Annotated in this window: 17 protein-coding genes; 5 read left to right on the top strand and 12 right to left on the bottom strand. The window is 63.6% G+C overall.

The genetic code is table 11. The features are described 5' to 3' along the window. Positions 1–32: 32 nt before the first annotated feature. From SB751_RS09150 to SB751_RS09140, 3 genes are all read right to left on the bottom strand, one after another. Positions 33–5,180, bottom strand: coding sequence for an AAA family ATPase (locus SB751_RS09150; protein WP_313816003.1), 5,148 nt, complete (start codon positions 5,178–5,180; stop codon positions 33–35). A 393-nt stretch (positions 5,181–5,573) separates the two neighbouring features. Further along, positions 5,574–6,314: an SDR family oxidoreductase gene (locus SB751_RS09145; protein WP_410747962.1), complete on the bottom strand. Its 741-nt coding sequence runs from the start codon at positions 6,312–6,314 to the stop codon at positions 5,574–5,576. Positions 6,315–6,399: 85 nt separating this feature from the next. Next, complete coding sequence (locus tag SB751_RS09140; protein ID WP_410747961.1) at positions 6,400–6,948, bottom strand: TetR/AcrR family transcriptional regulator; 549 nt, start codon at positions 6,946–6,948, stop codon at positions 6,400–6,402. A 426-nt stretch (positions 6,949–7,374) separates the two neighbouring features. Between SB751_RS09140 and SB751_RS09135 the strand changes: the two genes are divergently transcribed. Continuing rightward, positions 7,375–7,728, top strand: coding sequence for a hydroxyquinol 1,2-dioxygenase (locus SB751_RS09135; RefSeq protein ID WP_410747960.1), 354 nt, complete (start codon positions 7,375–7,377; stop codon positions 7,726–7,728). Between the two features lie 36 nt (positions 7,729–7,764). Next, the gene (locus SB751_RS09130) at positions 7,765–8,970 is read left to right on the top strand and encodes a CynX/NimT family MFS transporter (RefSeq protein WP_313815995.1); all 1,206 of its coding nucleotides are present in this window, start codon (positions 7,765–7,767) and stop codon (positions 8,968–8,970) included. A gap of 164 nt (positions 8,971–9,134) precedes the next feature. Here the strand turns inward: SB751_RS09130 and SB751_RS09125 are convergent, their stop codons facing one another. From SB751_RS09125 to pcaH, 9 genes are all read right to left on the bottom strand, one after another. After that, a complete protein-coding gene (locus tag SB751_RS09125) occupies positions 9,135–10,124 on the bottom strand; it encodes a sensor histidine kinase (RefSeq protein ID WP_410747959.1) in 990 nt (329 codons plus the stop codon). Between the two features lie 218 nt (positions 10,125–10,342). Beyond that, entirely contained in the window at positions 10,343–11,005 is a 663-nt protein-coding gene (locus SB751_RS09120; RefSeq protein ID WP_313815991.1) for a response regulator transcription factor, read from the bottom strand. Between the two features lie 598 nt (positions 11,006–11,603). After that, the gene (locus SB751_RS09115; protein WP_244845151.1) at positions 11,604–14,288 is read right to left on the bottom strand and encodes a tannase/feruloyl esterase family alpha/beta hydrolase; all 2,685 of its coding nucleotides are present in this window, start codon (positions 14,286–14,288) and stop codon (positions 11,604–11,606) included. 134 nt (positions 14,289–14,422) lie between these two features. Then, positions 14,423–14,977: a lipocalin family protein gene (locus SB751_RS09110; RefSeq protein WP_144198394.1), complete on the bottom strand. Its 555-nt coding sequence runs from the start codon at positions 14,975–14,977 to the stop codon at positions 14,423–14,425. Positions 14,978–15,070: 93 nt separating this feature from the next. Continuing rightward, a complete protein-coding gene (gene pobA, locus SB751_RS09105; RefSeq protein WP_244845153.1) occupies positions 15,071–16,267 on the bottom strand; it encodes a 4-hydroxybenzoate 3-monooxygenase in 1,197 nt (398 codons plus the stop codon). Positions 16,268–16,303: 36 nt separating this feature from the next. Then, the gene (gene pcaD / locus SB751_RS09100; protein ID WP_211944273.1) at positions 16,304–17,473 is read right to left on the bottom strand and encodes a 3-oxoadipate enol-lactonase; all 1,170 of its coding nucleotides are present in this window, start codon (positions 17,471–17,473) and stop codon (positions 16,304–16,306) included. Between the two features lie 25 nt (positions 17,474–17,498). Then, on the bottom strand, positions 17,499–18,875 hold the full coding sequence (locus tag SB751_RS09095) for a 3-carboxy-cis,cis-muconate cycloisomerase (RefSeq protein WP_410747958.1): 1,377 nt from the start codon (positions 18,873–18,875) through the stop codon (positions 17,499–17,501). A 76-nt stretch (positions 18,876–18,951) separates the two neighbouring features. Continuing rightward, positions 18,952–19,521 carry a protocatechuate 3,4-dioxygenase subunit alpha gene (gene pcaG / locus SB751_RS09090; RefSeq protein WP_144198397.1) on the bottom strand — a complete coding sequence of 190 codons (570 nt, stop codon included), beginning with the start codon at positions 19,519–19,521 and terminating at the stop codon, positions 18,952–18,954. A 4-nt stretch (positions 19,522–19,525) separates the two neighbouring features. Further along, positions 19,526–20,230, bottom strand: a complete 705-nt coding sequence (gene pcaH / locus SB751_RS09085; RefSeq protein WP_144198398.1) for a protocatechuate 3,4-dioxygenase subunit beta — start codon at positions 20,228–20,230, stop codon at positions 19,526–19,528. A gap of 102 nt (positions 20,231–20,332) precedes the next feature. Between pcaH and SB751_RS09080 the strand changes: the two genes are divergently transcribed. From SB751_RS09080 to SB751_RS09070, 3 genes are all read left to right on the top strand, one after another. Beyond that, a complete protein-coding gene (locus SB751_RS09080; protein ID WP_410747957.1) occupies positions 20,333–21,274 on the top strand; it encodes a LysR substrate-binding domain-containing protein in 942 nt (313 codons plus the stop codon). Between the two features lie 266 nt (positions 21,275–21,540). Beyond that, positions 21,541–21,819 carry a type II toxin-antitoxin system RelE/ParE family toxin gene (locus SB751_RS09075; RefSeq protein WP_144198400.1) on the top strand — a complete coding sequence of 93 codons (279 nt, stop codon included), beginning with the start codon at positions 21,541–21,543 and terminating at the stop codon, positions 21,817–21,819. Between the two features lie 17 nt (positions 21,820–21,836). Continuing rightward, the gene (locus SB751_RS09070; RefSeq protein WP_144198401.1) at positions 21,837–22,139 is read left to right on the top strand and encodes a HigA family addiction module antitoxin; all 303 of its coding nucleotides are present in this window, start codon (positions 21,837–21,839) and stop codon (positions 22,137–22,139) included. Position 22,140 lies beyond the last annotated feature (1 nt).

The following is a 22,140-nucleotide window of genomic DNA, read 5'->3' as shown; positions in this document are numbered from 1 at the left end:
ACTGCTCCTTGCTGAGGACTGGGCCCTTGGAATCAACTTGGCGCTGTCGGGATGGAAAAGCGGAAAGTGGTACCGTCGGCACCGGAACTGGATACTTCGATGATGCCTCCATGAGCTTCTACCACCGATCGGCAGATCGAGAGTCCCATGCCCATTCCATACCCCTTCGTGGTCGCGAGCGATTCAAATATGCGACTGGCAATGGCTTCGGAAATCCCGCTCCCTGTGTCCCTGACCGAAGTCCACATCATCCCTTCAGCGTCACGGCGCGTTTGAATCGTGATCTCCTTCGGCCGGTCTTGAATGCCGCTCATGGCGTCAAGCGCGTTCGTCAAGAGGTTGGCAACGACTTGCTGCAACAGAATTCGATCGCCAAGAATGCTCAACGGTCCTTCCTCGAAATCAGTGGCGATGGTCACCCGTTCAACATCGATGCGCTCTTTCAACACACGAAGGACTTCCAGAATCGCTTCGTCGAAATCCATGCGCGAGATATTTGGACGTGACTCTCGGACCATCGATCGGATGCTCTCAATGATGCTCCGAGCGCGGTCACTGCTTGCCGATATCATTTCGAGCGCTGCCACCGCTTGGTCAAGTTTCGGAATCTCCCTGTTCAGCCACCTAATTGCGGACCGGGCGTAAAGGCCCAACGCCGTAATGGGTTGGCTAATCTCATGCACAATGAAAGCCGCGAGCTCTCCTAGTTCGGACAGCCTGGTGACCTCGGCCAGTTTCGCTTGCGCTTCACGAACGTGACGCTCCGCTTCCGCGCGCCGCCTGTGCTCGGCGTCGACGCTTTCGTACAGTTGCGCATTATCGAGCGAGACCGCGGCTTGCGATGCCAGCACCTCTAGCGTTCGAACGCGTGCCGCGTTGAATACATCGGCCGCCAGCGCATTCTCGAGATACAGTAATCCGGTGAGGACGCCCTGCTTAACCAAGGGCACGCACATGATGGAGCGCGGTCTGTGTACCTTGACATAGCTATGAAGACGATATTGCTCGTCTTCACGCGCATCCCTAAGGACCACTGACCCCTTGCTACGCAGTGTTGAATATGCAATCGGTGTCGCGAGCAAGTCTTCAGAGAGTGGTTGACGCAAAAGATCAACCTCGATTTGGCAGTTGACCAATCTCGCGTGTGCAGCCACATCCAGCCTCCCATTCTCGATCAGGCAAAGGACCGCACGCTCCGCGCCCGCATACTGGAGGGCGTTATTCAGAATCACCTCTATTACTTTGGATAGCGAAATTTCTCCTGACAGGGCGCGGACGGCTCTCAGGACTACTTCTGCTTCGAATCGATCTTCGCTCCATGTCAGCGCGACTTCCAGAGGGTGCAACTCCGTCTGACGACGCGTCAGGAGGTGTGGAAATGCTGTGTGGAGCTGACGGACTTTGGCGTCGGCGCCCCAAGTAGCGAAGGCGCTTCGCGCCTGCACCAGGTAACCCTGTTGGGCTGAGCGAAGCCCGCAGCGACCGGCATAGTGAGCCGCAAGTTCTCTCGCAACACTCTGGATATGCATATCGTGTGCTTGGTCAGCCAAGGCGATTGCCTCTTCGTACAGAGAAAGGACTTGACTCTGCTCACATGCAAACGCTCCCCACTCGGCAGCCAGCAATCGCTCACGAGATCGGAAGTTTGTTGGCGACGCTTCGGCCCAAACCTCCATTGTTCTCTTGTGTGCCAGTGCACGACGAGCATGCTCTGATTGAATACCTTCGCCGGACCTATTTGCCAAGGCCATGCGCAGAAGTCCGCTGTAGAAAACAAAATCTGCGTTCTCCAAGAAGGCAGGCGAGGCCCACGCCGCCGCCGCGGCGCGTTCCTCTGCGTTAAGCGCGTCTTCCAACCTGTCCCACAAGAATGCCGACTGGAGCCGGTATGTCCAGAACGCGAAAGCAGCGATATCCCGTTGGAACTCTCCGCTAACGCAATCTGCCATGAGTTCGGCATAGTCGACGCTCGAGTCGGGCAATCCAATGTCGACCGGCACTCCCCGCAACTCGCGGATGAGCCACGCTTGCGCCATGAATGCATCAATCACCAGAGCGAAATTGGCGTCGCGCGCCAGTTTCAATCCCTCTTCGGCGACCTGTTGGGCCTCCGACAATGATCCCCCGCTGAATAGCAGGTTCGTGACGATATGCCGCCGCGAATACACTGCAAATGTCAGGTCACCTTGGCGGCCGGTTAGCTCAGTTGCCTCTTCCAGATGTCGCTTCGCTTCAGCGGATGACCCCGTCCACGGAAGGCTCAGAGAGCCGAAACACATTTGAACGCGGCCTGCGTAGAGCTTGAGCCCTCGCTCCCCGGGAAGCCTCATTGCAAGCTCGCCAAAGGCCGCGGTTATTGCATAGTCACCATACTTGGCACCCGCGACGAAGCTTAGGCAAACGTAGGCATAGCAGGACGCATCGGAATGCCCGTACTCGAGGCTCAGATTTATCATCCTGAGGATGAGCAGCTCAACCATTTCCTGGCTAGTAAACTGCACCGCAGGAATGAGATCCGTCATGACATCTACCGCATTCCGAATCCGGTCATCCACCATCAACGGCAACTGTATCAACTCGTCAACACTTCTGTTCCCATACATTCGCAACAGGCGTTGATACTCACGATCCACGCTTTCCGGATGTGGTCCCTTTGGCAGATTGATCTCCGCTTCTTCGGACAAATAGCGGTAGCCAACCTCCAACGCTCTATCCGATTGATCCAAAGCGACATACATCGCCAGGCGCAGGCGAACGAGTTCCGCGCGATGAGTCGCATTCAGGAAGCGTTGGCGGATCGCAGCCAATCGATCTGAAGCTGTGGCAACGCGCATACATATAAACTCGCACTCACCAAGTCTTAGTTCAATCAGAGCAATCAGGCCGCCATCGACCTCGTCTTCGTCGCCAAGGAAACTCCGCGCGGTCAGCAAGTATGAGATCGCTGACTCGTAGGCCGTTGCCTCTTTCGCTTTGACGGCGGCATTGAGAATGCTAGACGCGAAGAAGCGTCGGCGGTCAGGCGAGTTTGGCATCGCTGCACGAGTAAGGTGATTTGCAACAACAAAGGCGCCCAGCTTAAGCCCTCGATTGGTGGCGTGTTCTACCAGATTTGTTGCCACTTCCAGATGCTTGGTTTGTCTGCCGGACTCGCTGAATGTCAAATACACGGACTCGCGGACTCGATCGTGCATGAAGGCATATTCACCCATTCGCTCTTCGATAAGCTGCTGCTCGATAGCTTCGGCAAGCGAATGCTTCAGCGCGGCGGCCTGAAGGCCGCCCATCGCGGCACACAATATCTCGATTGAAGCTGGTTCCGCGAGAATCGCAAGATATTGAACTGCTTCGAGTGCTCTTCCTGCGAGGGTGGCTACACGTGTAGATAGCAGGGCGACGACATTGGAGGCGTCGGATCGTGCTTCAACTTCTGCAGAAGAGGCTGTCCATTCGCCATGAACCTTGTCGTACACCAAAACGTCGTCGTCAACGAGAGAGCGGGTGAACTGAATGGTGTGAAGCGGATTGCCTCCAGCACTCCGGAAGATGGCACTCTCGAGTACTTTGAGATCCCCAACCTCGTCGTCGAGAATGGCTTGGACCAGGGCACTCACCTCCGAGCCCGATAGCGGCCCGAGCTGGATCCGTTCGATCAAATTTTCCGAGAGGAAGGGCCGCACGTGGGCTCCCTGCCGCTCAGTTTCTCGATCCCTCATTGCGGCCATCAACATAACATGATGGCAATACGGATCGTTCATGAGATAGCAAACGACTTCCAGGGTTGCCTCATCGACCCACTGTAAGTCGTCTAGGAACAAGAGCAGAGGGCGCGTTGGGGAACCAAAGGCGCTAAGTAGCTTTGCCACTGCCGCGAGGAACCGCATCCGCTCTACATGGGGCGACACTGCGGCGTGATGCGTGTGTTCGCCCAAGAGGTGAGTAAAGTCGGGAAAATTGGCCGTAATAAAGGAGGAATCGTCGGAGAGGGCTTCCGCCAGCTGTCTACGTAGTTCATCGAACTGCTTCGGATGGTAGGCAAGAGCAGCCTTGAGAAGCGTTTGAAGGGCGCGGGCAAGACTCGCATAAGGCGTCACTCCGTCGCCGACCTCGCATTTTCCGTGTGCGAATTCACAAGCGTCTACGCCCTCCTCAGCTCGGAATTGGTTGATGAGCGCGGTTTTTCCAATACCTGCCGGCCCTTCAACTAACAACAATCGCCTCGTCTCGCCTGTTCTGTCGCGAATAGCGGCGTGAAGTCTTTCAAGCTCGCGGCGACGACCGATCAGATTCAGTGTGCGACCAAACGGTGATTCGGCTCGACGGAGAATATTCGTAGAACCGGTAGCAGAGGGCGATATGCTTAACGCGATGAGGTCATCGACGACGTCGCGCGCGTTCTGGTAGCGTTCATCGGGCTCCTTCGCGAGCAGCCGACACACAAGCTCGACTATGGGCTCGCCAAAGACTCGACGGAGCTTGATAAGCTCCCGCGCTTCAGGGCGACGTGCGATGTGCGCGTGACCAAGCTCCCATGGCGATAACCCTGGGAAAAGGACTGTGCCGGTTAGCAACCGGTAAAAGATGCAGCCGAGTGAGTATAGGTCAGATCGGTTGTCGAGGATCCTATTCACGCGCCCTGTTGCTTCCGGCGCCATGTAGTCGAGGATTCCCAACTCGATCTCTTGCTCCGCACCGTCGAGGGCGGGGAGCACCGCTACGGAGCCTCGTTTGCGGAAGCCAGTCAACCTTGGTGGTAGCCCGCCGGGGGGAATCATGATGTTCGAAGGCGCGAGGCCACCATGAATCAACCCGCTTTCGTGTGCGGCTTGTAGCGATTGCGCCAAACGTAGCGCATCTCCCAAAAATTCCTCCGCGGTGGTCGACGCAGCAAGCTGGCTTGCCAGCATGTCACCACCAGGATCCTCCAACAGCAAAGCCGGGTTCTGATTATGTACAGCGAACCTCAGAGGGCGTAAGGAGAATCCCTCGTCGCATTTTGCGCGGATGCTGAACTCATAGCGCAGTTGTTCTCGGCTTGCGTCTGAGGCCGGAGCTAGCGGTATCGCGGCAAGTACCGTAGCTCGGGAGAGCTGGGCGCGGTACAGTTCAACGGGCCCTCGGCGCAGTAACGTTAACCTCGCCCCAGCCAGACTGTCCAGCCCACTAATAAACTTAGTCAAAATCGCGCCCCCCTTCCGTATCGTCGCAATTAGGTATAGAGGAGCTTGTCCGTTCCAAGACGGCTTCGTTCAATCCCCGATGTGACGCACCGATGCAAGTGTGTTGGCACATATACCTGCTTCACGACCCGTTCGCGCTCACTGCCAAGCTAGCTTAACCGTGGCGCATGCGGCCTTGGCATTGTGTCAGTTGTAGCCGGCATTATCCCGGATTTTCAATTGTGTTTGCTGTGTCCGTGATCGCTCCTGGCTTGGCGGCAACGCCGTCAGCACAAGTCATCTTGTTAAGGCCCAGCTTCTTTCCGCGTCCGTCGCCCCAACCAACGGGGGCGCGGACGACGAAACAGATCCGCGTCAATATGGCTGGCGGCCTATACGCCATGCAAATGGTAGTTAGAGGGTGAATCCACCATCGATCGTGAGGCTGGCGCCGGTGACATAGCCCGCGTCTTCGCCTACAAGGTAGGCAATAAGGCCCGCGATTTCCGACGGTTGACCGACCCGCTTGAGTGGACTCATTCCCGCCAGAACCTCCGTCAATCCAGCATTCATGTCCGTGTCAGTCGGACCTGGCTGAATATTGTTGACTGTGATGCCCCGCGGCGCCAGATCGAGTGCTACACCCTTGACCATTCCCACCAGGGCGGTCTTGGTCAACTGATAGACGCTGAATCCAGGTGTGCGCGTATGCAGCGCAACGTTACTGCCGATCGTCACCACACGCGCCCCATCATTCAGATGCGGCACAGTTGCCTGGATCGAAAGGAAGACACCGCGCACATTGACGCTCAGCATCTGGTCGAGGTCTTCCAGACTCACGGCATCAACTGCCGCGGCACGCAAAATCCCTGCATTCACAACCACTGCGTCAATGCTGCCGAAACGCGCCACGGTCTCTGCCACCGCTCTGCGGATCGCTTGTGGATCGCCACTATCCGCTTGGATCGCCGCGACTTCCACTTCCAGAGACGCAATCCGATCAACCAGAGCCTGGGCTTTCGTGAAACTGGAAGCATAGGTGAATGCTACGTTGAACCCCTCCTTGGCGAGTCGTTCCACTGCAGCGGCCCCAATGCCACGCGAGCCACCAAAAACGAGAGCCGTTTTGCGAACCGAGTTATCTGCTTTTTGCATGGTTACCTCTTTTTTGACTGTTCAGTCCATAATAAACCAAAAAATACGCCGGAAGGTCCGTGCCGTTGGACGTGCCGGCGTCTGCCTAGATCGCCTGCAGGCGACTCACTACGAACTCAGCTTGTTTATGCAGCTGCTGCATCGTTGCACCTGCACGAGCCGCCAACTGCAGGCCGCTCATCGTGGTCAAGATGAAAGCCGCGGCGTCATTTCGATCAATGTCGGCCGCGATCTCGCGCTGCGCTTGACCTTCTGCAATCCGCTCTGCAATACGTTTGCTCAACGAACGCGACACGCTGTGGGCGAGTTGGAGAAGCTCCTCGTCTGTTGTCCCGAACTCGCCAACAGCTCCCACACCTAGACACCCGAGCGCTCGCTCTGCCGCGTTGGATGGCGCCAACCCCCACAGCAAAGCCCGAATTCCGCTAAGCGCAGACACCTCCCCGTTCAGTCTTGTGAGGTGGATCGCCAGCATCTTCTGCTGATACGTTCGCACTACCTCCATATACAACGAGCGCTTGTCGCCAAAAGCGTTGTACATGCTTTGACGACCAATGTTCATGGCGCTCAGGAGATCGTCTGTCGACGTTGATGCGAACCCCTTCGCCCAGAACACACGGGTTGCCTGATCCAACGCAGCATCTCGATCGAACTCTCTTGGTCTCACCATGAGGCACATCGTAGTAATTATGGATCGTTGTGTCAATAACTATCTCTCAAACAATGAGTGCGCCCGTAGCAAGGGCAGCCGAAGCATGAGAGCGGTGCCGGCCGAGTAAGGGTTGGGCAATGGTTGGGGTTCAGGATTCGGACGTGTTCTCACAACATCACGGATTCCCACCCTCCTTTCCCGTTACCGCTGTTTCCACTTGGATCCTGCATTTGTACGCCTTTGTATCAAGCCGCGTGCACGATACGTGCCGGGACATTAAGGGCGCAAACATGCCACGAACGAGATACGTGAGCGGGCTTAAATAGCATCCATGGCAGCGCACCTCGACGACGACACAGCGGATCGCTGCCAGCAACCCACTCACGCATCCAATCAAGGAAACCGATCATGTCCAAGACCTTCACTTCCCGCCTCGTTCTCGCCGTTGCCCTCGCTGCTGCCGCTGTCGGCGCACAAGCTTCCGTCCTCGGCGCCCGCGACCCGTACAGCGATGGCGCCCGCGCCGTGCAGAGCGCGCGGGATGTCTTCAGCGAAGGCGCCCGCTCGGCGACGGCGGCCCGCGACCCGTACACCGAAGGCGCCCGGTCGGCGGACCCGTATCTCGATGGCGCCCGCTCGGTGCAAGACCAGCGCAGCCCGTTCACCGACGGCGCCCGCACGTTGGCCGGCATGGACCGCACTGGTGTATCGGCAGCCCCGGCACGCAGTGTCGACCCGTACCTGGACGGCGCCTACGCCTGACACCTGACGCCCCCCCTCTACAACCAGGAGAAACCAGTGTTGGTGGCTACAAGGCAGGAAGACAGATCGCTCAGGCTGTTTGCTGGACTTGGCCTGTTCATCATGGCGCTGTCGCTGAGACCGGGCATTGTGTCGATGGGGCCGCTGGTGCATGCCATTCAGTCGGAATTCGGCATGAAACACGCGGAGGCGGCGCTGCTGACCGCCATTCCTGACCTGTGCATGGGTATCTGCGCGATCTTCGTGCCGGCAATCGGCCGCCGCTTCGGCGGCGACCGGGTAGTACTGTTCTCGCTTGTGCTGTTGGGCGTGGCGTTGGCCCTGCGGGCATTCGCAGGATCGCCCGGCAGCCTGTTGTTCGCCACGCTGCTGGTTGGGATTGGCGTCGCCATTTCCGGGCCGCTCCTCGGTGGCTGGATCAAGAGCCATTTCTCCGGCGAGGCCGCGTTCTTCATGGGTATCTACGCCGCCGGGCTCGGTATCGGGGCGACGTTGGCGGCGGTGGGCAGCGAGGCCATCGCCCACGCCGGTGGCGGCTGGCGGCTGGGCGCCGGCATCTGGGCCGTGGTTTGCGTCCTCGCCATTGTGAGTTGGCGCCGCCTGACATCGGCATTTCCGTCGAAGTCGCATGCTGCCCGTGTGGAAGCCGCGGTCAGCCGTGCGCCATGGCGCACGGGGCGCGCCTGGCTGATTGCCATGTATTTCGGGATCGGGCAGTTCATCTGCTACGCCTGCTTCGCCTGGGTAGGGGAGAGCAGTCGGGAATTGCAGATCAACGCGCTGAGCCCGGGTGTCAATCTGGGGTTGTTCGCCGCAATGATCGCGATCAGCAGCTTCCTGTCGGGCTATGTCACCAGCAAGTCATTGGACCGTCGGGGCTGGCTTGTTTGGGCGGCCCTGCTCTCGATTGGTGGCGCCGGCGTGCTTTGGTGGTCGCCGGGCATGTTCGGGGTGGTGCCAGTGGTGGCGCTGGCCCTGGGTCAGGGCGTCTGTTTTGCCTTGGCGATGACGCTGCCCCTGGACAACACCACGTCCCATCATGAAGCGAGCCAGTGGACCGCATTCATGCTGTTCGTGGGCTACCTTATTGCCGCGCTTGGACCGTTTGTCTTTGGCTTCCTGCGTGACGTGACGGGTGCTTTCCAGGCATCCTATGGTGTGCTGGTTGCCGCATCTGTGGCGCTGCTGGTGCTGACGCCGTGGCTTGCGCCACGACTGCAGGACGAAACTCTTCTTGGCTAGACGGGTGCGCATCCACCCTGCCGCCGGCAGAAGACGCCGCGAGGACCATCGCCGGCCCGCGGCGTTTCCGTTGTGCCGAGTGCTAGATCTCGTGGGCTCAAGCGCCGTCCCGCCCGCTGCAGCGTCACAAAGGTACCTCGGTCGCTGTCGGCAAAATGCGAATCTCAAAGAGGCAGGGACAATCTCGCCTCAAGGCCACCCTCTTGCCGATTTTCTAATGTCAATTCGCCACGAATTGCCTTCGACAGTCGGAGGGCAATCGCCAGCCCCAACCCGCTGCCCGGTCCCCGGCCAATAGTTTCCGGCGACCTGTACCACGGCTTGAATACGGCATCGAGTTCCGACGGCGCGATTCCTGGCCCGGAATCGATCACCGCCAAGTGTAGACGCCGGCTTTCCACTCGTACGGTTATGCGAACCACGCTGCCATAACGAAATGCATTGTCGATCAGGTTACCCAACAGCCGGCGCAGCGCGTGCGGGCATGTCACCACAGGACGCCCTACATTTCCCTCAAGGGCCAGCACGCAGCCTGCATCCCGATAATTATGGACCAGCGCCCCAAGAATGCTGTCGGCGTCGACGCTTTCCAGGACTTTGGCAATACCACTCTGCGTGCGTGCGCAGGCCAGTCCTGCTTCAGCAAGTTCCCGAACCTCATCAAGATCCCGTTCCATCGCGTCACGAAGCTGCACATTGTCAATCATGTCGCAACGCAAGAGCATCCGCGTCAGGGGAGTACGCAGATCGTGCGCAAATGATGCCTGCACAGTCAGCAACTCAGACTCTCGCTCCCTACATTGCCGCCACGCGTCGTTAATCGCGCGGATCAATCTTGCGACAATAAGCGGTCCCGCTTCTACCAGGGGGTCCCCCCCTTCTATTTCCGCAGCAGACACGGAGGCCATCTGCCCCGCCAGCGCCCCGATAGCGATCTTCAGCCTCAACATAAGTAGTGTGCAGATCAGCGCCAGTAGCATGGACCCGGCGCATGCGACCGAAAGTGCAATCACTTGGCTTCCCTTGCGCGGAGCTAAAGCCAGCTCTAGGTCATGCGCGGAGACCCAGGGCGCAACAAGCAACGCACCGAGAAGGGCCAAAGCTGCCGCCAAGTAGCGCCGTGTGGAACCCCGGACATGGTAGCGGTCATACATGGAACTCATTTTCCGCGCGTTCTCGTCCGAGTCCGCGAGCGATCGTGAGGGGACCTCATCGGGCGTCGGGCATTCCATCGTCATTAGCATTCTCCGTTCGCCGTCATCCGACGGCGCCGCGGCATAACACCATAGTCTGTGTGCCCGCACCATCAGTCGGTCAGATGATCGCCACTATACGAAAAGATGCTCGGACGTTCTTTCCCGCGCATGCCCGTCTATGCGGCAGATACCTCACCCAGCGCCCGCATGATTTGAACGGCCTCCACCACTGTGCGCGCATTCATCTTGCGCATCGCGTGTCCGCGATAGATCTTCACCGTGATCTCGGCAATTCCCATTGCCGCAGCAATCGTCTTATTCATCGATCCGGCCGCCACGTGTCGTAGAACCTCACGCTCACGCGTGGTTAGGGTCTCCCAGGAACTTCTCAGCCCAGACAACGACTGCTCCGTCTCAAGGCGCCGCATGTCGCGTTCCAGCGCAACCATGACCGCGTCAATCATGTCCTGATCCCGGAACGGCTTCGCAAGGAAATCGACCGCCCCTGCTTTCATGGCTTTCACCGACATCGCAATATCGGCGTGTCCACTCATGAACACCATCGGCATGTGTGGCTGCCCCGTCTGCATCGCAGACTTCTGGAACGCAAGCCCGCTTTGTCCGCGCAACCGAACATCAAGGACAAGACACGACGGTCCCTCCAATTTCGGTGCCCGAAGATAGTCCTCGACAGACCTAAACGACCTTACGTGTAAATCGATCGATTCCAGGAGCGCAGTCAATCCTTTGCACATCAGTTCATCGTCGTCCACGACGTGGACGGTGCCTTGGGCAAACGCCCGCGGGGAAGTCGTGGGGGCGTAAATTGGTGCAGTCATGATCGGAAAGCGTGCGATATCGGGGAAATTTGTGGAGGGGTCGACCGGCAATTCAGTTGCGTTCCGGAAATGCTTTCACATACGGGGGCAGGAGGAAACTCACACGAAAGTATAGTCAGAACACTACTTGTAACCGAAACCGCATCCGGTCGGCTTGGGGCGCGCAAATTGCCTCAATCCCGCTCGTGCACCTGCCTTCTTGCTTTTAACGCAAGGCGTGCCCCATCCGAGGGCAATCATAACTCTGGGACTGAGTTGAAAGCCAGGCATCTTCAATCACGCCGCCACATTCCTCCCGATCGAGATGCCGCCGCTTCCTGATGCCCGATACTCGTTTAGTCTCAGTCAATTCAGAACAACTCCGAGGGGCGGCACGACAGCTTTAGATTGCGGCTCCTGGAGTGACGCAAAGTTTGTCGAACATAATGGGATGACACGCTGATTCGCTCGTTCTCGCGGCGGGTCGAACGTCGGCTTTTTAGCGTTGCAACTGACCGCAACGGATCGTTCTGCCACCCTCAGCCCCCCCGCAGACCGGCGATGAACCAAAAAAAGGCGGGCCCTCAAGGCCCGCTTTTTTCCTCATCGCAGCATCACATCAATTCAACAACCCCAGCTCGAAGCGTCCTGCCGACGTACCGATCAGCAGGCCACCGTTCGACAGGTACGACGCCACCACCCCGCCCGAGGCGTCGAGCACGCCTGCCACCGGCTGGTTGTAGGTCAGCACGCCCGAGGCGCCGTCGCGCACGATGGCCGTGGCGTTGAGGTCGGCGCTGACCTGGCTGCCGTCGGTGCCCATCATGCGGTACCGGCCATCGGCCGCGCCCGCCGTCAGCGGGGCGGTGGGCTGCGAGGCGTAGACGTTCATCCCATAGGCCGTGGCCGAGCGCGTCAGGACCACCGGCACCGGGATGCCGTTGACGATGCCGCTGATCAGCGACCCGCTCAGCACGCCGTCCCCGGCGGCGATGGTGCCGCCCACGTAGTAGTCGAACGCGTTGCGCGCCGGGTTCCAGACGATGTAGCCCTTGGTGGTGTTGGCGCAGGCCGCGTCATAGACCATGAAACCGCCCGCCGCCGTTGCCGAGCAGGTCTGCCACGTGGCCGCCGACGAGCGCAGCCGTGCCGAGCCGGTGCGCAGTGTCACCGCGCCACCCGCCACCGCCGTCTGCACGCCATTGACGTTGTAGATGTCGGCCACGGCCTTGAAGTCCGATGACACGGTCTGGAAGGCCACCAGTGGCAGGAAGCCAGCGCCCGAAACCGGCGCAACCCCACCGGCCAGCACCCCGCCGCCAGTGAAAGTGAAGTTGGCGCCGTTCTCGTCGCTGGCATAGGTGCAGCCGCCCTGCGAGACGAGCTGGCCGGTGCGCGTAACGCCAGCGGTCCGTTGCAGGCTGGCATCGATCGTCACGGTGTACTTGAGGGTGGCCGGGTCCACGCGCACCGACAGCTCCTCGCCGTTGGTGTTGCCGCCCTTCCACGTGGTGGCCACAGCCGGCAGGTTCAGGCAGGACTGCACGATGCCGGACGCGCCCTCGCAGGTGTAGTTGATGGCCGCATCCTGGCTGCCCGAGCCCTTGTACTTCGGCCACGCCGGGTACTGGCACAGCGGCCGCGTGCGGCCATAGGTGCCGGCGTTGGTGTCCATCACCGTACGCTGGCCCGGCGCCACGCCCATCTCCACCCAGTTCTCAAGCGCAGTCAGGGAGTTCCACGCCGGCAGGAAGCTGCCCGTGCCGTGGCCCATGCCGGGCACTGTGTAGAACGTGATGCCCTGGTCCACCGCCGCCTGCCCTACCCGCGCGATCACGGCCTTGTACCAGGCGATGGTGGAATTGGGGCTGATGACTTCGTCGGCCAGCCCGTGCAGCAGGATCAGCCGCCCGCCCTTTGCCAGGAACGCGGACAGGTCCGGATTGGTGGCATCGGTCAGCGCCGAGACGGTCTGCACGCGCGAGGTCCAGCTCCCCGGGCTGGCCGGGTCGAAGGTCAGCGCGTCGAACGTGGCGGCGCGGGTGACGAAGTACTTCACCCACTGGTCGCCGGTCAGGTACATGTTCGCGTCCGCGGTGGTGGCCGGATTGCCGGGCACCGGCCGCGTGCCGAGGTCGCGCGTGGTGAACGGCCCCGCCACCAGCGCGCCTTCCAGGATGTTGTAGCCGCCGGCCACGGTCACGCCGTTGGCCAGCGGGTAGGTCAGCTGGAGCGGCTGCTCGATGGTCTTGACGGTGGCAATCTGCGCATCCGAGAGGCAGGTGTCGCCCGTGTCCGTACCGCCGGGGCAGCGCAAATTGGCCAGCACCTGCATCGCGCCAAGGCGGCAGCCCTCAACATTGCTGACTACCTTGTCGGCCACGCCGTCCAGCGTGTCGCAGGCGGCCATGGCAGCGGCCTGCACCATCAGCGTCTTGTTGATGTTGAGCCAGCCGGCGCCGCCGTTCAGGTAGAGCGCGCGGCCCACGGCCACGTTGGAGAGGCGCGTGCCGGTGTAGTTGAGCGCCGGCTCGTTGGCGATGACGCCGTCGTAGTCGGCCGGCCAGCGCTGGATATAGCTCAGCGCGTCACGCCCGCCCGTGGACGTGCCGAGGAAATACGCGCGCGTGGGTGCGCGGCCATAGCGCTGGCGGATCATCGCCAGGGCCACGTCGTGGGTTTTCTTGAGCGTGTCGCCGCCATAGTTGGCGAGCTGCTCGTCGTTGGTGGCAAAGCGGCCATCGGTGATGCTGGTGCTCTGGTGGCCGGAATCGTCGCCCCAGGTGGCGTAGCCGCGCGCCAGCGGCGCCGGGTCGTCCGGCAGCGCGAAGCGGACGGTCTCGGTGCCGTCGATCAGCGTGCCGTCGAAGCCGCCGCCACCGAACTGGATGCCCTTGCCGTTCCACTGCGTGGGCAGGTTCACCGCGAAGTTGATGTTGGACGCGGCAGCGTCCACCGGGGCGATGGCGCCGCGCACCTGGCAGTACTCGCCGAGCGTGTTGCCGGTGGCGTCGGCGGCAATCAGCGTGGCCGCCGTGACCGTGGCGCCGCCCGAGGCCAGCGTCAGCGCCGAGGCCGGCACGCTGGCGCCGTTCAGCGCGTTGCACGCTTCCAGCGCGCTTAACGTCGGCTGGGCCGGCTGGGTCGGGTTATCGGGATTGTCAGTGCCGGGGGCGGTGCCGGGTGCCCCGCTCGACGCCGACGGGGCATCGTCGCCACCGCCGCACGCGGCCATCAATGCAGTGGCCGCGCAGGCGGCCGCCAGCAGCGCCAGGCGCCGCCGGATGTTCGATCCGGATGTCATGTTGTGGTCTCCTCCAAGCGCACGCGGGTACTTGTGCCGGCATGCTGGAGCGAGACGGTATCACCGGGTCGGTGCTACGTAAAATATATGTCGAGTTGAATATCCATATTTCATTTATATGGATTGCGGGGACATCAGTCCTGCGGCGTAGCCTGGAGCCGGGTGATGTCGAAGCCCTTCGCCTCCAGCCGGCGCAGCAGCGCCTGATAGGCGCCGGACTCCACCGTGGGCGTGCGGGAGAGAATCCAGAGGTACTCGCGGCTAGGCTCGCTGACGGCGGCCAACGTGTAGCCGGGGTCGAGGTCGATGACCCAGTAGTCGCCCCACACCCACGGGATAAACGACAACCACGCCGGGGCAAACCGTACCTCCAGCTTCGGCGTGCCGGCCTCCCCCACCGGCCTTGCCACGCCGGTGGCGTCATCGCTCGTCCCATCCGCCTTGCGGCAGCGGTTCACCACGTCGACCCGCCCATCGGACCGCGCCGCGTACTGCGCCGTGGTGTGGCCGGCGCACTGGCGCTGGAAGCGGTTCGGATACTTGGCGATCTCGTACCACGTGCCCATGTAGCGGGCCACGTCGAGCGAGGCGATGGGCGCCAGCGGCGCGGCCGGCTCGGCGCGGGCGGGAACCAGCGCGGCAGTGGTAAGGGCAGCGAGGGCAGCAAGCCCAAGCACGAAACGCTTCATGGCGGACCTCCGGGGAGACGATAGCGGCATTGTCGCGTGGCATGCGCGCCGCCCGCTGTCGGCGGGCAGACGACTTGCGCCTCGGCAAGCGTCCTACGCCGGCAGCCCAACGTAGTTCTCGGCCAGCGCCCGGCAGGCGGCTTCGGAGCCCACCAGATAGTCGAGTTCGGCCTGCTGGATGCGGTGCGCAAACGCGTCGGCATCGGGGAAGCGATGCAGCAGCGCCGTCATCCACCACGAGAACCGCTCCGCCTTCCACACGCGCCGCAGGCATTTCGCGGAATAGGCGTCGAGTTCGGCCGGATCGCCGCGCTGGTACTGGGCGATCAGCCCGTCGGCGAGGTACAGCACGTCGCTGGCGGCCAGGTTCAGCCCCTTGGCGCCGGTGGGCGGCACGATATGCGCGGCATCGCCCGCCAGGAACAGGCGGCCGAAGCGCATCGGCTCGCAGACAAAGCTGCGCAGCGGCGCGATGCTTTTCTCGATGCTCGGGCCGGTGACCAGCGCCTGCGCGGCGGCGGGGTCGAGCCTGGCGCGCAACTCACCCCAGAAGCGCGCATCCGACCAGGCCTCCGCGCGCTCCGTGGCCGGCACCTGCACGTAGTAGCGGCTGCGCGTCTTCGAGCGCATGCTGCACAGCGCAAACCCGCGTTCGTGGCTGGCGTAGATCAGTTCGTCCGCCACCGGCGGCGTCTCGGACAGCACGCCGAGCCAGCCGAACGGATAGACCCGTTCGAAGATCCGTGTCGATGTCTCCGGCACGCTGGCCCGGCTCACGCCATGGAAGCCATCGCAGCCGGCCACATAGTCGCAGGCCAGTTCATGCGCGCTGCCGGCGTGGCGGAAGGTCACGCGGGGCCGGTCCGTATCGAAATCGTGCAGCGAGACATCGGTGGCCTCGTAGACGATGGGCATGCCGGACGCCGCGCGCGCCGCCATCAGGTCGCGCGTGACTTCGGTCTGGCCATACACGGTGACGTCGCGCCCAATCAGCGCGTGGAAGTCGATGCGGTGGCGCGCGCCCCGGTACGACAGCTCGATGCCGTGGTGCCGCAGCCCCTCCGCGCGCAGCCGCTGGTCCACGCCGGCGCGCGCCAGCGCATCCACCGTCACCGATTCGAGGATGCCGGCGCGGATGCGCCCCAGCACGTGTTCGGCGCTGCGCTGCTCGATGATGACGTTGTCGATGCCGGCCACCGTAAGCAGTTGCCCGAGCAGAAGCCCAGCCGGCCCCGCCCCGATGATCGCCACGCGCGTGGCGCGCGGCATGCCGTTGCCCTGCTGACCCATGGCCTGTCTCCCGATCTGTTTTTTTGTGGTGTGGGACTACCGGTCAACGGCGGCGAAAACCTCCTCCGCCATGTGGAACGCCGAATTCGCCGCCGGCACGCCGCAATAAATCGCAGTCTGCAACAGCACTTCCTTGATCTCGTCGCGCGTGACACCGTTGTTGGCGGCGGCGCGCAGATGAAGCTTCAACTCCTCCGAGCGGTTCAGCGCCACCATCATCGCAATCGTGATCAGGCTGCGCGTATGGCGCGGCAGGCCCTCGCGCGTCCAGATCTCGCCCCAGGCATAGCGCGTGATCAGGTTCTGGAATTCCTCGTTCAGCGGCGAGATCCGTTGCAGCGACCGATCCACGTGGGCGCTGCCCAGCACGTCGCGGCGCACCGCGAGGCCGGCCTCGTAGCGCGCGGCATCGTCGGTCACCGGGCGGCGGCCGAGGATGAAGTCGAGCAGCGCGGCGGTGAAGCGGCCCGGCTGCTCGCGGTTGGACAGGTGCGCGGCGTGCAGTTCGACGTAGATCGCCCCGGGGATGGCCGCGGCGAGTTCGCGGCCCTGCGCCGCCGTGGTCGAGGGGTCGTCGCCGCCCGCAATCACCAGCACCGGCACGGGGATGGCCTTCACGGCCTCGCGCAGGTCCGCGTCGCGCACGGCGCCGCAACTGGCGGCGTAGCCACGCGGGTCAAGGCCGGCGAGCACCGCGCGCAGGTCATCGAGCGCATGACCGGCCGTGGCCAGGAAGCCCGGCGTGAACCAGCGTTGCAGCGAGGCATCGGCCAGCGGCGCCATGCCGTCGCGCAGCACGGTGTCGATGCGGCTGTTCCAGGCGTCCGCCGTGCCGATCTTGGCCGCCGTGTTGGCCAGCACGATGCGGCTGAAGCGCGCCGGGGCATGCGCGCCCAGCCACATGCCGGTGAGGCCGCCCATCGACAGGCCGCAGAACACGGCCTGATCGATCTGCAGGGCGTCGAGGATGGCCACCACGTCACGGCCCAGCACGTCCACCGTGATGGCGCCCTCGGGCGCGGTGGAACGGCCATGGCCGCGCACGTCGTAGCGCACCACGCGGAAGCGGCCGGCCAGCGCGGCGGCCTGCGGCTGCCACATCGTGTGATCGGTGCCCAGCGAGTTGGAAAAGACGATGGCGGGCGCGGTGTCCGGGCCATCGACGGTGTAGAACAGCCGGGCGCCGGCGTGGTCGAGATAAGGCAACGTGGTCTCCTTTTCGGTATGGGGATCAGACGGCGCGCAGGGCCTGCCAGGCGGCCACGGCGGCATCGGCGAAGGCGGCGGCCTGCCCGGCGTAGTGCGCCGGATCGCTGAGGCGGTCCAGTTCGGCATCGTCCAGCAGCCCGGCGTGCGCCGGGTTAGCGGCGATCGTGGCGGCCAGCGCCACGCGCAGCGTCACGCCCTGCTCCACCGCGTGGCGCGAGGCGGCTTCCACCACGTGGTGCGCTTCCAGCCGGCCGATGCGGCCACCGAGGGCCAGCATCGCGGCCTCGCCCAGGATCAGGCCGTGCGTCAGGTCGAGATTGGCGCGCATGCGGGCGGCATCCACCTCCAGGCCCGCTGCCACATCGCCCAACTGGCGCAGCGCGCCGGCGGCAAGGGTGACGATCTGCGGCAGCGTGTCCCACTCGGCCTGCCAGCCGCCCAGCGCGCGCTCGTGCTCCTGCACCATGCCGGCGAGCATCGTCGCCACCAGCGGCGGCACGCGCACAGCCACGGTCAGCACCGCCGCGCAGCCCACCGGGTTGCGCTTGTGCGGCATCGTGCTGGAGCCGCCCCGGCCGGGGCCCGATGGCTCGGCCACCTCGCCCACTTCGGTCTGCATCATCAGGGACAAATCGCGCGCCATCTTGCCGAGCGTGCCGGTGAGCAGGCCCAGCGCCGTCGCCACCGCCACCAGCCGGTCACGGTGGGCGTGCCAGGGCAACGCGGGCAGGTCCAGGCCCAGCTCGCGGGCGAACTGCGCGGCCACGGCGGGCGCCTTGTCGCCCAGGCTCGCCAGCGTGCCGGCGGCGCCGCCGAATTGCAGCACGCGCGCCTGATTGGCGGCCTGGCGTAGGCGGGTCACGTCGCGGCGCAGCGCATCGACCCAGCCGCCGGCTTTCAGGCCGAACGTGGTGGGCAGCGCGTGCTGCAGCCAGGTACGCGCCACCATCGGCGTGGCGCGGTGAGCGGTGGCCAGCGTCGCGCAGGCATCGCCCAGGCGCAGCAGGTCGGTGTCGATGGCGTGCAGGGCGTCCGCCAGTTGCAGCACGGCGCCGGTATCGATGATGTCCTGGCTGGTGGCGCCCCAATGGACGTAGCGGCCAGCCTCGGCATCGCGCCGCGCCACGGCGGCGGTCAGCTGCTTCACGAACGGGATGGCGAGGTTGCCGCCGGCCACGGCGGCCTGCGCGAGGGCGTCGAGGTCAATCACGCCGGCATCGGCACAGACTTCGGTGATGACGGCAGCGGCCTGCGCGGGAATCACGCCGCAGTGCGCCTCGGCGCGCGCGAGGGCCGCCTCGGCATCGAGCATGCGCTGCACCGTGCCGGTATCGGAGAAGATCGCGAGCACGGCGGGACTGCCGAACATCGGATCGGTCAGGCGGGAAATAGAGGGCATCGTCGGCGGGGGCGGACCGGTGGGAAGGCTCCGATTGTGCGGCAAAACGCCTCGCGGAGGGCGAGGCGTGCCGGGGTCAGATATCGAAGAACACGGTTTCGTCCGCGCCCTGCAGCACCACGTTCCAGCGGTAGGTGCCGGGGGCCGTCGCCTCGGCAACCAGCGTGGCGCGGCGCGCGGACGGCACCAGGCCGAGCACGCTGTCGGTGGCGTTGGCGGCGGCTTCATCGCCGAAGTACAGCCGCGTGGCCACGTGCTTGACCAGCCCGCGCATGAACACGGACACCATGATGTGCGGCGCCTGCAGGCCGCCGGCGAGGTCCGGCACCGGGCCGGGCTTGACCGTGACGAAGCGGAAATCGCCGTCCGGGCCGGTCGGCACGCGGCCAAAGCCGGTGAAGCCGGGCACCAGCGGCGCGTCGCCGGTGTCTTCCTCATGCCGATAGCGGCCGGCAGGATTGGCCTGCCAGATCTCGACCATGCCGTCCGGCACGGGCTCGCCGCGGCCATCGATGACACGGCCCTCGATCACGATGCGCTGGCCGGCAAGCTGCGGTGCATCGGCGGTCAGGTCGGCGCAGTCCAGCGCGGCAAGGCCGATATGGAGGTACGGCCCAACGGTTTGGGAGGCGGTAGCGTAGAGCATGGCCTTACTCCATCGGCGTGGCATCACGGCCACGCAGCACGATATCGAATTGGTAGCCGAGCGCGTATTCGGGCGAGGTGGTGGCCCAGTCGAACGTGGCGATCAGGCGGTCGCGTGCCTTGGCATCGGGCACGCAGTTGAAGATCGGGTCGTACGCGAGCAGCGGGTCGCCGGGGAAATACATCTGCGTGACCAGACGCGTGGCGTAGGCATTGCCGAACAGCGAGAAGTGAATGTGCTGCGGACGCCACGCGTTGTGATGATTGCGCCACGGGTAGGCACCCGGCTTGATGGTCTGGAACTGGTAGCGGCCCTGCGCATCCGTAAGCGTGCGGCCATCGCCCGTGAAATGGGGGTCGAGCGGCGCGTCGTGCTGGTCGCGCTTGTGCACGTAGCGGCCGGCGGCATTGGCCTGCCAGATCTCGATCAGCGCGTGCGGCACTGGGCGGCCGTTCTCGTCGAGCACGCGGCCCGTCACGAGAATCCGCTCGCCAATCGGCTCGCCGCCATGGCCGGCGGTCAGGTCGTTGTCGCCTTCGCGGACGAACTCCGGGCCGAAAGTCGGGCCGGTCAGCTCGGACAGCGATTGCGGCAGCGCGATCAGCGGCTGGGACGGCGCGCGCAGCTGGGTGGACGCGTAGGGGTCGAAGCGGTACGGGGGCTGGGTGTCCCAGTACGGGCGACGGTAGGGACCGGGGCGTGGGGGCATCGCGCTGTCTCCGTTTTTGATGAATGTGGCGAGACTTAGACTGTAAGCAACGTCGTAAGTCATGTAAATTGAGTTTTTGCGTAATTTAGATGACTTTTTGTTATGGATGTCACTGATCCGTCGCCCGAACTGTTCCGTAACCGCATTCGGCTGCGGCACCTGCACTGCTTTGTCACCGTGGCGCAGACCCAGCACCTGGGCCGGGCCGGCGCGCGGCTGGGCCTGACCCAGCCGGCGGTGTCCAAGACGCTGACCGAACTCGAGGAACTGGTCGGCACCCGGCTGCTGGTGCGCCAGCGCGCGGGCACGGACCTGACTGCGGCCGGCATGCGCTTCCTGCGCCATGCGCTGCGCATCATCGAGGACGTGGACGCGGCGGCGGACAGCCTGGCTGGCGCTGATGCCCCGCGCCACGAGCGCATCCGGGTGGGCGCGCTGCCGAGCATCGTGCCGGCGCTGCTGCTCGACGCCGTCTCGCAGTTCCGCGCCGCGCACCCCGAGGTGGCGCTGGCCGTGCAGACCGGCATGAACCGCACGCTGATCGACCTCCTCAAGGCCGACGTGCTCGACCTCGTCATCGGCCGCATGGACGACCCCGCCGTCATGGAGGGCCTCTGGTTCGAATCGCTGGGCCCGGAGCCGCTGGTGCTGGCCGTGCGCGCGGGCCATCCGCTGGCGGACAACGCGCGCCCCACCATGCGCGAGGTGCTGGCGTGGCCGCTGGTGATTCCGGTAGTCGGCTCGATCCCGCGCCACAGCACCGAAAGCCTGCTGGCACGCCACGGCCACACCCTGCCCGAAGGTTGCGTGGAAACCGCCGACGCCTACCTGGGCCGCCTGCTCACGCAGCAGAGCGACACCGTCTGGGCCGCGCCCCTCTCTGCCGCCCGCCGCGCCGTGGCCGCCGGCGAGATGGTGCTCCTGCCCGTGGACACCCAGGGCACCGAGGAACCCATCGGCCTGCTCCGCCACAGCGACCGCACGCTGGAACCCGTGGCGGAGGCGTTCGTGGCAGGGATCAGGGGGATTGCGGCGGGGCGGTGAGAGGGGTGTTGCAGGCGAGTTTGTCGCCGCTGCACAACGGACTGCATCAGGATTTGCACCCTTCGTAACAGATCCGCGCGCGTTAGGCCAAATGGGCTCGGGGGCGAGAACTCGCATCCGCCAGCCCTATCGAAGCGATTCTCCCGGACAACGGGAAATCGTTGCGCGCGCCAGCCCTGCGAAGACGCGAAAACGACCATCGTCCGGCATTCAGCAATGCCTTGCGAAGTGTATAGCGAGGCTATACACTTCGAGCCAACACTGACATGATCAAAAGCTTCGCGCATCCTGGCCTGAGGCGTTTCTTCGAGACGGGTTCCAAAGCAGGCATCCAGCCGCATCACGCGGAGAGGCTACGCAGGCAACTCTTTGTCCTCGACCACGCCAAGCGCCCCGAAGATCTCGGATTGCCAGGCTGGCGATTGCATCGACTTAGCGGAACGCTGGTTGATCATTGGTCGGTACACGTCGACCACTGCTGGCGACTGACGTTCCGGTTCGATGGTGACGACGCGATCGTCGTCAACTATCAGGACTATCACTAAGGACCGCGAGACAACGCATGACTCGAATGCACAATCCTCCCCACCCGGGCTCGGTGCTCGCCGAATGGCTGGACGGCCTGGATTCCATGACCATCTCCGCCTTCGCCCGCCATATCGGGGTGACGCGCGCCACGCTGTCGCGCATCGTGAATGGCCATGCGGCCATTACGCCTGATATCTCGATCCGGCTGGAAGAGGCGCTGGGCGCGAGCCGCGAGATGTGGAGCGGCATGCAGACGACCTATGACTTGTGGCAGGCTGCGCAGAAGCCCCGCAAACGTATTCCCCGCATTGCGGGTGCCGAAGACCGGTCGGTTTGAA

The organism is Cupriavidus sp. SIMBA_020 (assembly GCF_046535395.1).
GTDB lineage: Bacteria > Pseudomonadota > Gammaproteobacteria > Burkholderiales > Burkholderiaceae > Cupriavidus > Cupriavidus campinensis.
Note: the sequence above shows the minus strand (reverse complement) of the source record. Positions and strands in the feature narration are given on the sequence as shown.